Raw genomic sequence first — 10,550 nt, 5'->3', positions numbered from 1 at the left:
GTGTAATCTGTGCGAGATATTTAAAACAGCAAAGCTGTTTATTTGTTTGATTTTTTTAAGATTTGAGAGATTTCTGTAGCGTAAGCTACACTTTTCTTACATCAAACTCACATCAATTAATCATTAACCATTAATCATTAACCATTAATCAGTCGCTTTCTCCATTGCTTCATCAAACAAAGGTTTATAGAATTCAGGCAGTTCTTTTTGGAATTTATTTTGGTAAACCCTTTGTAGTACCTCATAAGGTTGCAGGTCGTTTAAAGTAATTTCCTTTTGCAAAGTTTCCTTTGTAGTGTTTTGTTGCTGTTGGTAGCGCACATCTATACGCGCCAAGCGTACGTGTTTATGAGCGATAGCTTTCAGTATGCTGTTTTTGAGTTCAGGAGCAGGTTCGTTTAGTAATACTTTTACTTCTAAATAAGGAGCAGGAGTATGAGTATGAGTATGAGTAGTTCCCTTAGGCAAAGAAGCCAAAGCATTCAGCACTTCTTTAACCGGTAGTGGTCGTTCAGGCACGCTTAACATAGGAGTATGCAACGGAATAGGCACCGTTTTAATATCCTGTACACGTCCTTCTTCTAATGAAAAAGCTACCACTTGATGCTGATAATCCTTTTCTGAAAATGATAAGGGTATAGGACTTCCCGAGTATCGTATATGAGCTTTACCACCTAAGGCTTGAGCTTTGTGAATATGTCCCAAAGCAATGTATTGTAACGCGTTAGGAAAACTCGTAGGTTTGAAGCCTTCCATTCCCCCAATAATAGGACGCTCAGCCGTGTCCTCATCGCTGAGTTCTGCTCCCAAAGCGTGCAGATGTCCCATAGCAATCAGCGGTTTTCCTTTGGCAATAGCTAAAGCCTTTTCCGTAATTTCGCGGTAGAAAGCCTCCACCCCTTGAGTATAATCGGGGTTAGTATCTTCATTTTTAGGAGTATCCCCTAAGCGGAGAAAAGGCACAGCAAGGCAGTAAGCCATTACTTCCCCTTTTTCGTAAAGCGGAATAATAAGACGTTTGTAATCTATCTCTCTCTGTTCATTTCTTTTCACATATCCTACCAAATGCACTTGTGTATCTTCCAAGAGTGGTTGGGGCATTTCGAGGCGTACAGGCGAATCGTGATTACCCGCAATAGCTATAATTTGCAGTTGGGGGAAGCGTTCAGTTGCTTGATGAAGAAAATGATAAAACTGCTTTACCGATGCCACTGCAGGGTTAGCAGTATCAAACACATCACCACTGATAAGTAAAACATCAGTATGTTGTTCTTCAATAATTTGCAAAAGATTATCTAAGAAATATTGATGTTCGTTATAGCGATCGTATTGGTAAAACGTTTGTCCTAAGTGCCAATCGGCAGTATGTAGCAAGTTCATTTTTCAGTTATTTATTTTCTCAAATGGCAAAAATAATGTATATTTGCCATATTTTTGTATACTAATGGAAAATAATTATAAAATGGTAGCCAAAACTTTCTTTGGCTTTGAAGATATTTTAGCTGATGAATTGCGCAATTTAGGGGCTATGCACGTAACCAAAGGCGTTCGCAGTGTACAGTTCGAAGGTGATAAAGGCTTTATGTATAAGGCAAATCTCTGCTTGCGTACCGCTTTAAAAATACTGAAACCTATTGCTTCTTTTTATGTGCGTAACGAGAAAGAATATTACCAAAAACTCTATAACTTCAATTGGCAAACCTACCTAAGAGTAGACCAGACCTTCGCTGTTACAGCCACCTTACAAACCGAACTTTTTAATCACTCTCAATACGTGGCTTTAAAAGCCAAAGATGCCATTGCCGATGCTTTTCGCAATGCCACAGGTCGTCGTCCCAATGTAGATGTACTACACCCCGATGTGGCAATACATATTCATATTCAGCGCAACGAAGTAATTGTGTCACTCGATAGTTCGGGCAATTCACTGCATCAGCGCGGGTATCGTACAGCTACCAATATAGCTCCTATCAACGAGGTGCTTGCTGCTGGTATCCTACTACTTAGCGGTTGGCAAGGGCAGTGTGATTTCTTAGATCCTATGTGTGGTAGTGGTACTTTTTTGATAGAAGCAGCTATGATAGCTTGTAATATTCCAGCCAATGTACACCGTAAAGAGTTCGCTTTTGAACGTTGGAACGATTTTGATGAAGACCTCTTTAATCTTATCTTTGGCAGTTGTATTAAAAAAATACGAGAGTTTCACCACCAAATTATAGGATATGATAAAGCACCCTCAGCAGTAGCCAAAGCCAAAGATAACTTAAAAAACGCCGACCTATCTGAGTACATTCAAGTATTCCAAAAAGACTTTTTTGCTACTGAAAAAGAAGATAAACAGCAACCATTACATATGGTGTTCAATCCTCCTTACAATGAGCGCCTACAAACCGATGTAGAACAGCTTTACTCATCGATAGGCAACACTCTTAAACATCATTACCCCAATACCGATGCGTGGTTTATCACTTCTAATTTAGAAGGTATAAAATATGTAGGATTGCGTCCTTCACGAAAAATAAAACTCTTTAATGGTAAATTAGAAAGCCGATTGTTACAATATAAGATGTACGAAGGAAGTAAGAAAGCTAAAAAACAAGCCGAAGAATAAAGTTCTATTTTACAAAGGGCATTACCATTAAATAGAAATTGAGGTATTGCCCTAATAATATAAGGATAGCTGTTCCAAAAAGGAGTAGCTTTTTTTGCTTGGCTCGTGAAGATAACAAGATGAGAAGAGGTAGAGCAAAACTGAGAATGAGCATTGCTACAATAGCCTCTCCATAGCCTTTGCTGAGAAGAGTTTGGTAATAAACAGTTTCTTCAGGAATATTGGCGTACCATATCAGCATATATTGTGAGAACCACAAATACGCCCAGAAAATAGAGAATCCAAAGAGGTATTTCCCTAAATCGTGGTAGTGTTCAGCTTTGCTAAAGAGTGTAACGAGCGCAATGCCTGAAAGCAGAAAACTGCTGAGCAATTGCCACGCAAAGAGGGTGCTGTGCCATTCGGGAGTAAGACTTAAAAACCAATCCCACGCCATTGGAGTTTCGGTAAGAAAGAAAATAACTAAGAATATTACGTGAAAAAACGATAAATCGCTTTTGCGGTATGTTATTCCCCCCTTGGGGAAGGTAAGGGGGAGGTTTAAATAGCGATACCCCACCCATACTGCCATATAGCCCACAGCACGCAATAAAAAATAAGGTTCGCGATGCACTATATACAGCACTCCCAACAAAACTAATAACACTAACCATAAAGGTGTTGTGATACGCTCCATTATAGGGTACAAACTCATAGCCCACTCAGCGTGCGTAACTTTGTTGATAGCATAGAATACCAATACCCCTACCAACGTAAGCGCTACAAACAATACAATTGAATATGTTAAAAACAATATGTTCATACTTCTTACCTCTTATCTCTTAGCTGTTCAACGTACATTGTTACTTGCCAGCGTTCTTTCTCACTCAGCTGATTAGCAAAAGCGGGCATTGTATTGCGTCCGTAGTAGAGCACGTGGTAAATGCTACCTTCGGTAAGCTCTCTGCTCTTGTAGTTGGGAACGCCTAAAATCTTCTCTCGTTGTACTAATATGCCTTTGCCGTCGCCTTTCTCACCGTGGCAGAGCGCACAATAGATACCGTAAAGTTTTTTGCCATCGGTTAGGTTTTGAGTTTGTTGTAGGGTATCAGTTGCTAAGGGGTTGCTCAATTGTGCTTTAGCTTGCTCATACCCTTCAATAGTATTAGGGTAGCGGTAGGGCAACTCACCTCTTTTTACAGTGTGTTCAGGAGGAGAGAGCGGTGCGACTTCATAAGTTTTATAAGCAGGACTCTCGTACATATCGGGCATAAACTCAATGTTGCGCTCTTGCTTGTTCCTACACCCAACTACCAATAATATTAGCAATAAATACTTTATATAATTATTAAAATGTTTCATTTCTTACCTCTTACTTCTTATCTCTTACCTGAATTACAAATTTATCATCACTACTTTTCTTTATAGGATTTTCAGCTTTTTTGAATGGATATAACCTACTTCTGATAAAGAAACTAATCACCAATAGATGCGCTGCAAAATATACAACCAACTCGAATATTACGGGTACAAAAGCGGGGAGGTTTTGCCAGAAAGTGGCATTAGGCTTTCCACCAATATCCATTGACCAGTCTTTTATCATTGTGAAATAGGTGAGCCAACAACCAAAAAACAAACCTATAAGTCCGTATAGAAAAGTAGCTTTACCTAAACGTGTGCGCTTGAGCCCTAAGGCTTCAGCTAAACCGTGTACATAAAAAGGTGTATATACTTCTTGAATTTCCCTGCCTTCTGATTTTAATTCTTTTATTTTATCTAAAAGCTCTTCAGGCGAGTTAAGAGTTAAGAGGTAAGAGTTAAGAGAGTCTTGCCCGCTAACATCTGTCCCCTGACATCTGTCCTCAGACACCTGAGACCTACCCCCTTTCACTTCTGCTTGTGCAATCATTGGGAAACTCCTTGCATATAATAAGAACAACAAAAAGAAAAATCCCAAAGTGCCTACAAATATCCCTATATCCACCCACGTCGGACTGAACATCGTCCACGACGACGGCAGATAACCGCGGTGTAGTGAGGTAACGATAATCACAAAGCGCTCGAACCACATCCCTACACATACCACCAAAGCAACACATACAGAGAAAGTGATACTACGTCGTAACTTTTTGAACCATAAGAGTTGAGGGAAGATTACATTGCAAATAATCATCGTCCAGAATGCCCACGCATAAGCACCTGTAGCACGATTGCGGAATACGTATTGTTCAAACTCCGAGTGAGAGCGCATCGCCATAAAAAACTCGGTGAGGTAAGCAACCGCTACAATACTACCTGCAACTAACATTACAGTGTTCATCAGCTCGATGTGTTTGAGGGTGATATAGGCTTCTAATTTACATACTTTGCGCAAGATAATCAGTAGCAAACTCACCATTGCAAAACCCGAAAAGATAGCTCCTGCTACAAAGTAGGGCGGGAAGATAGTAGTGTGCCAACCAGAGACTACCGAAGTAGCAAAATCAAAAGAGACAATAGTGTGTACCGAAATAACTAACGGAGTAGCAATACCAGCCAAGAGCAACATTGTTTCTTCCATACGTTGCCAATCTTTGGCGCGACCACTCCAACCGAAGCTCAGCAAACTGTAAATCTTCTTCTGAAAAGGCTTGAGAGTACGGTCGCGAAGCATCGCAAAATCGGGGAGTAAGCCTACCCACCAAAACACTAAGGATACTGAAAAGTAGGTAGCAATAGCAAAAACATCCCATAGCAAAGGTGAGTTGAAATTGTCCCACAACGAGCCGTATTGGTTAGGAATAGGCAAGTTGAAATGCAATAACCACGGTCTGCCTAAATGCAGTATCGGGAAGATACTCGCTTGTAGCACCGCAAAGATAGTCATTGCTTCAGCCGAGCGATTGATTGCCACGCGCCACTGTTGGCGAAAGAGCAACAATACTGCTGAAATGAGTGTCCCCGCGTGCCCGATACCTATCCACCACACAAAGTTGGTGATGTCCCACGCCCAGCCTACGCTTTTGTTGAGCCCCCAAGCGCCTATACCGTCGTGCAAGGTTACCCATATTGCCCATACCCCCCAGAGGGTCGCAAGAAGGGTAATGCCAAAAACAATCCACCACGCACGCGAAGCACGACCTTCGATGGGCTGCGCTATATCTTCACTGATGGTATGATAGGATTTATCGTTGAGTATCTGCATAAATAAGATTTTTTATAGCATCCTTGCCGTCGGGAGTTACAAACACACAAGTGAATTGCCATTTCACCAATCGCACTTCAGGGGTAGAGAAAGCACCCACAGGTAGCTTGAGCAACACTTTATTCCATCCCTTGTTGAGTGTAACTTGTAAAGGAAGACGCACTTGAAAATTTTCGTTAGTAAGAGGTATTTCGTTAGAGAGCTCTCTGTGAGTTGATTCCCATATAGGAGGAGAGAGTTCAGTATTGTTTAGCCAAATTTTACTCTCCTTGTAATCCCATTTGCCTTGTGGCGGAGGAAGATCTTTTTCCGACCGACTGTAATCTTGAAAACTTACCCATAAACCAACCGACTGTTCTTTGGGTGAATATACATAAGTGTACGCATAAGCAGTGTGGTTGGGCTGAGGGTTTTTATAGAAAGCAGGTACAAGGTTACCCCAAGTATGTCGCAAATAAATGCCAGCCCCTATAGCTTTATGGGTGTGATAAGTTTTTCCTTCATAAGAGTAGCTTTCTTTTAAGGCTTTCTCAGGCGGAAAAGATAGAGAAAGGTTGCCATTATTAGGGAATGCATCGGTAATGCGCCAAACTACTTTCGTTTGAGGTACGTAGGCAAAGGGTTCGGCAGTAAAGTGATGGGTTTTATGCCAACACATACGCCTTTCAAAATCAGCAAACTGCCGGAATATAGGGTCGCTGGTATCAGTAGGGAGCATAGTGCCTTTGCCATCAAAATATTCGCTACCTCCTCCTTTCCAAGAGCGTTCGGCTAAGGCGAGCATCGCAGGATAGAAATTGTTTTGTATGAGAATATTTCTCTCTCCTTTGATGTAGCGGTCATTCCACAGCCCTATAATAGCTCCTGCGTGCTCATCGTCGCCTTGGGCTACATTTAAAATTCTGCTGTTGTAGAGGGCAACCAAATCGGCAAAAGCATCGGAATGATTGATATAGTGAAATTTACTATCAATAGCAGGGATACCTTTTTGTGCTTTACCCCGATAGCTCCACAGTTGGGTCATATCTATTTCACCTGCTTTATATTTCCACCCAGGGTTCCACGAAATCACCTTTTTGCCTTTATCACGCAGGTAAGCCACCATTTTGGGTACAAATTGTGGGTTGCTAAAAACTACTTCATCAGTGCCTATATGAATATAAGGAACATCAAAATTTTCGACTACCTCATCCAATAGTTCTTTGAGAATTGCCATTCCTTTTTCCGATTGCATATCTACCCCAAAAGCCTTTTCAAAAGCGCGACTGTGTCCAGGCATATCAATTTCGGGGATGAGCAATACATTGTGTTCTTTGCAGAAAGCAACTAACTCTTTGGCTTCTTGTAGGGTATAGTATTGGGCAGGCATACGCTCATAGCTAGACGGTGCATTGAGTTCAGGATAACGCAAACTCTGCAAACGCCACCCTTGATTTTCGGTGAGATGCCAATGAAATACATTGATTTTGTACTGCGAAAGTAGTACTATTTCTCTTCTCAACTCCTCCAAACTCATAAAGGTGCGTCCTACATCTTGCATAAAACCGCGTACTCTAAAAGCAGGATAATCAATGATTTTGCACCCTTCGTAATAGGCTTTATTGCCTTTAGTAACCAAAAGTTGTTTTAGGGTTTGTTTTGCCCAATATACGCCTTTCCCACTGATCGCCCGAATGAGGATATAATTTTTGGTAACTTCTAACATATACCCTTCTTCTTTATTGATGGGAATTTCGGGCAAATCGGCTACTCTTTCTACAATAATGAGCGGGCGCGTTTCTGCCGATGCTACCTTGTAGCGTTGCCCATTGGGGATTACTTGTTGTGGCTCAGGCAACAAGTGGTCTATCCCTGCATAAAGCACACAAGGAGAAACACACCAAAGGTATGTGAAAAATATATAAAACTTCATAACTGCTAATTCCTAACTTTCACTTGATACACCACATTAGGGTCGGTGTTCAGCTCTGCCAAAAGCTGATACATACGATCGCTGGCACTGAGTTGGGCAATTTTGCTTCCTTCTTCGTTGGCATCGCCAAATACCATAGCTCCTGTATTACAAGCAGCGGCACAAGCTACTACATTATTAAACTCTCCTGGGGCGACCGCACGACCTTCTCTTTTGGCTTTCAGTATTACCGCTTGGGTGTTCTGGATACAGAGGGAACACTTTTCCATTACCCCTCGCGAACGTACCGTTACATCGGGGTTGAGCACCATACGCCCTATTTCGCTGTTCATATTGTAGTTGAACTGCTTGTTTTCACTATACTGAAACCAGTTGAATCGGCGTACTTTGTAAGGGCAGTTGTTGGCACAGTAGCGCGTGCCTACACAGCGGTTGTAAGCCATTTGGTTTTGTCCTTGCTGTCCGTGAGCAGTAGCGATTACGGGACAAACAGTCTCACAAGGAGCATTATTACAATGCTGACACATCACGGGCTGAAAACCAACACACCTTTGTTCGTTTTCTCTTGATTCATAACGATCAATGCGCAACCAGTGCATATCGCGCGAGCGACGCACTTCTTCTTTGCCTACTACTGGCACATTGTTTTCGGCGTGGCAAGCGATCACACAAGCCGCACACCCCGTGCAAGCATTCAGGTCGATAGAGAGTTTAAAGTGATGTGGGGTAGTAGGGTCTTTCTTTGTTTTAGGAGGTTGAGGATTCCACACTTCGGCAGAGGAGTTTAAGAAAGTATCTAAACTGATTTCTTTAAGGATATTTTTACGCCCTACCAATTCATTTTGCAGTTGCAAGCAGGCAAATTCGTGTGTGCCGTCTGCTTTTTCTATCTGTACGCCTTGGTTTTTACAATGGTCTTTATAAAGAGGGAAGGCATTCACGCCTATTTGCATTTCGGTTTGTATGCCTGCCTTGCGCCCATAACCTAAGGCAAGCCCCACACTGCCTTGCGCTTGTGCAGGGGTGATAAGTACGGGAGCGATGATACTTTTGCCGTTAGCACTGATTTTCGCCTGATGCCCATCCAAAGCACCATCGGCAGTATGCCAATTCTCAATATTTAGACGCTGGGCATCGGTGGGGTGCATCGTGAGGAAGTTATCCCACGTAGTGCGGTGGATAGGGTCGGGGAGCTCTTGTAGCCAAGGATTGTTAGCCTGCTGTCCGTCTCCCAAAGCAGTGCTGGTGTAGAGTGTGAGTTCAAAAGGCGATTCCGTTTGGCTTATAAGTAATTGAGAGATAGATATATCGGTAAAAGATTCTTTGGTGCGGAATAAACTTAGTCGTTCCTCTTCTTGTTGTTCAAAATCAAATCTTTTTTCCTTATCTACAAAAGTGCCATCGTGTAGGGCTTGTTCCCAAGGAAATCCTTTTAAGATATGGGTTTCCCAATGAGTTTTGATAAAATCGTAATAGCTCTCCTTGTGTCCTATCCATTGCAAAAAACAGTCTTGCCATTGGCGGGTGTTGAAAAGCGGACGTATACAAGGTTGCATCAGTCCGTAGTGCCCGTATTTGAATTCTACATCGCCCCACGACTCTAAATAATGCGGTTGAGGCGCCCAAAGGGTCGTTTGCTGGGCAGTTTCATCAGCGCGCATCGCAAAGGATACCGAAAAAGGTACTTTCTTCAAGTCTGCGGCAAACACTTCGGCGTTAGGCAAACTGTATAAAGGGTTGAGATTGTTGATAAAGAGAACGCCTACCTTGCCTTCGTTTATATCGGTGAGCAATGGTTTGAATTTCCACACTATATCTCCTTTTCGCGTGAGTACGGGTGTTTCAGGTATAAAAGCCTTGCTTTTCAGTCTTTTATTCAGCGCAAAGGTGAGTTCTTGAGCATTGTCCCTGTCGATACCTGTTACGATTACGGCATCGCTACCCGCTTTTTTTACTTCATCGGCTATTGCTTTGAGTTTTTCATTGATTTCAGCAGGAAGATCTTCAGAATGAGAAGTTTGATATTCTGTTAAAAAAATATAGAATTGTGCTAAAGCTACTTTCAGTTGTTGAGGGGTGAGGGCGATACGCTCATCGGCATTAGCGCCTGTAAGGCTGAGGTTGGCTTCCAACTGAATATGGCGCGACATTCCGTTTGCTTTGCTGGGGATACGCCCTTGCGCATAGCCTGCTTCATAGCCTCCGCCATTCCAATCGCCCAAGAAATTGGCATCAAAAGAAACGATGAGCTTTGCCTTGCTGAAATCGTAATCGGGCATTGCACGCAATCCATAGCGCCATTCAAAAGCGGTGAGAGTAGCATCTTCTGATACTGTATCGTATTCTACGAGTTTAAAGGTAGGGTATTTTTCTTTTAATAGTTCTATTAAGGCATAACTCGACGGACTCGCGAGTGTTTGACTGAGCATCACTATTTGCTTTCCTTCAGCTTTTGCTTTCTCTAAGGCTGAAAGGGTATCGGTCTCAATTTTCTGCCAAAAGCCTTCCCTTGCAATGGTGGGAGGTTTCCTATTTTCATCGTATAAACTCAATACCGATGCCAATATCCTTGCATTCACTGCCCCTCCTGCTTTGGCTTCGGGGTTGCGCAATACAGCAATGGGTCGCCCTTCGCGAGTTTTCACCAGTACGCTGGCAAAGTCAAAACCATCGGCGATGCAAGTAGCGTAATAATTGGCTTCACCTGCTACAATGCTTTCGGGCTGTATTACATACGGAATCGTTTTGTGTACCGCCCCTTCGCAACCTGCCAAGGCAGCCACCGCTGTAGAAAAACCTAAGAATTTTAGGAAATCCCGCCGTGATGTTGATATATTATGTATATTCTCATTCGTCATTCGTAA

7 protein-coding genes are annotated in these 10,550 nt (G+C 42.4%); 1 reads left to right on the top strand and 6 read right to left on the bottom strand.

Annotated elements, in window-relative coordinates:
- Positions 1 to 144 precede the first annotated feature (144 nt).
- The gene (locus HMPREF1528_RS10080; RefSeq protein WP_016479659.1) at positions 145 to 1,380 is read right to left on the bottom strand and encodes an exonuclease SbcCD subunit D; all 1,236 of its coding nucleotides are present in this window, start codon (positions 1,378 to 1,380) and stop codon (positions 145 to 147) included.
- A gap of 64 nt (positions 1,381 to 1,444) precedes the next feature.
- Here HMPREF1528_RS10080 and HMPREF1528_RS10075 point away from each other — a divergent pair, with 64 nt between their 5' ends.
- Positions 1,445 to 2,611, top strand: a complete 1,167-nt coding sequence (locus HMPREF1528_RS10075; protein WP_034568039.1) for a class I SAM-dependent RNA methyltransferase — start codon at positions 1,445 to 1,447, stop codon at positions 2,609 to 2,611.
- 4 nt (positions 2,612 to 2,615) lie between these two features.
- Here HMPREF1528_RS10075 and HMPREF1528_RS10070 read toward each other — a convergent pair whose 3' ends face one another.
- Genes HMPREF1528_RS10070 through HMPREF1528_RS10050 form a run of 5 tightly spaced genes read right to left on the bottom strand, consistent with a single transcriptional unit; the run spans position 2,616 to position 10,544 of the window.
- Positions 2,616 to 3,413: a hypothetical protein gene (locus tag HMPREF1528_RS10070; protein ID WP_016479657.1), complete on the bottom strand. Its 798-nt coding sequence runs from the start codon at positions 3,411 to 3,413 to the stop codon at positions 2,616 to 2,618.
- 5 nt (positions 3,414 to 3,418) lie between these two features.
- Positions 3,419 to 3,952, bottom strand: a complete 534-nt coding sequence (locus HMPREF1528_RS10065; protein WP_016479656.1) for a c-type cytochrome — start codon at positions 3,950 to 3,952, stop codon at positions 3,419 to 3,421.
- A 10-nt stretch (positions 3,953 to 3,962) separates the two neighbouring features.
- Entirely contained in the window at positions 3,963 to 5,774 is a 1,812-nt protein-coding gene (locus HMPREF1528_RS10060) for a quinol:electron acceptor oxidoreductase subunit ActD (protein ID WP_016479655.1), read from the bottom strand.
- A complete protein-coding gene (locus tag HMPREF1528_RS10055; RefSeq protein WP_016479654.1) occupies positions 5,755 to 7,686 on the bottom strand; it encodes a family 20 glycosylhydrolase in 1,932 nt (643 codons plus the stop codon). Before HMPREF1528_RS10055 ends, HMPREF1528_RS10060 begins: the two co-directional genes overlap by 20 nt.
- 5 nt (positions 7,687 to 7,691) lie before the next feature.
- Entirely contained in the window at positions 7,692 to 10,544 is a 2,853-nt protein-coding gene (locus tag HMPREF1528_RS10050) for a 4Fe-4S dicluster domain-containing protein (protein WP_016479653.1), read from the bottom strand.
- Positions 10,545 to 10,550: the final 6 nt, after the last annotated feature.

The sequence above is a fragment of the Capnocytophaga sp. oral taxon 336 str. F0502 genome, assembly GCF_000411575.1.
Classification (GTDB): domain Bacteria; phylum Bacteroidota; class Bacteroidia; order Flavobacteriales; family Flavobacteriaceae; genus Capnocytophaga; species Capnocytophaga ochracea.
The sequence above is the reverse complement of the archived record's forward strand: the minus strand, read 5'-3'. Positions and strand labels throughout refer to the sequence as shown.

Coding starts and splice junctions, on each gene's coding strand:
- HMPREF1528_RS10065 (WP_016479656.1), bottom strand. CDS start 3,952: ATGAAACATTTTAATAATTATATAAAGTATTTATTGCTAATATTATTG.
- HMPREF1528_RS10060 (WP_016479655.1), bottom strand. CDS start 5,774: ATGCAGATACTCAACGATAAATCCTATCATACCATCAGTGAAGATATA.
- HMPREF1528_RS10070 (WP_016479657.1), bottom strand. CDS start 3,413: ATGAACATATTGTTTTTAACATATTCAATTGTATTGTTTGTAGCGCTT.
- HMPREF1528_RS10050 (WP_016479653.1), bottom strand. CDS start 10,544: ATGACGAATGAGAATATACATAATATATCAACATCACGGCGGGATTTC.
- HMPREF1528_RS10075 (WP_034568039.1), top strand. CDS start 1,445: ATGGAAAATAATTATAAAATGGTAGCCAAAACTTTCTTTGGCTTTGAA.
- HMPREF1528_RS10055 (WP_016479654.1), bottom strand. CDS start 7,686: ATGAAGTTTTATATATTTTTCACATACCTTTGGTGTGTTTCTCCTTGT.
- HMPREF1528_RS10080 (WP_016479659.1), bottom strand. CDS start 1,380: ATGAACTTGCTACATACTGCCGATTGGCACTTAGGACAAACGTTTTAC.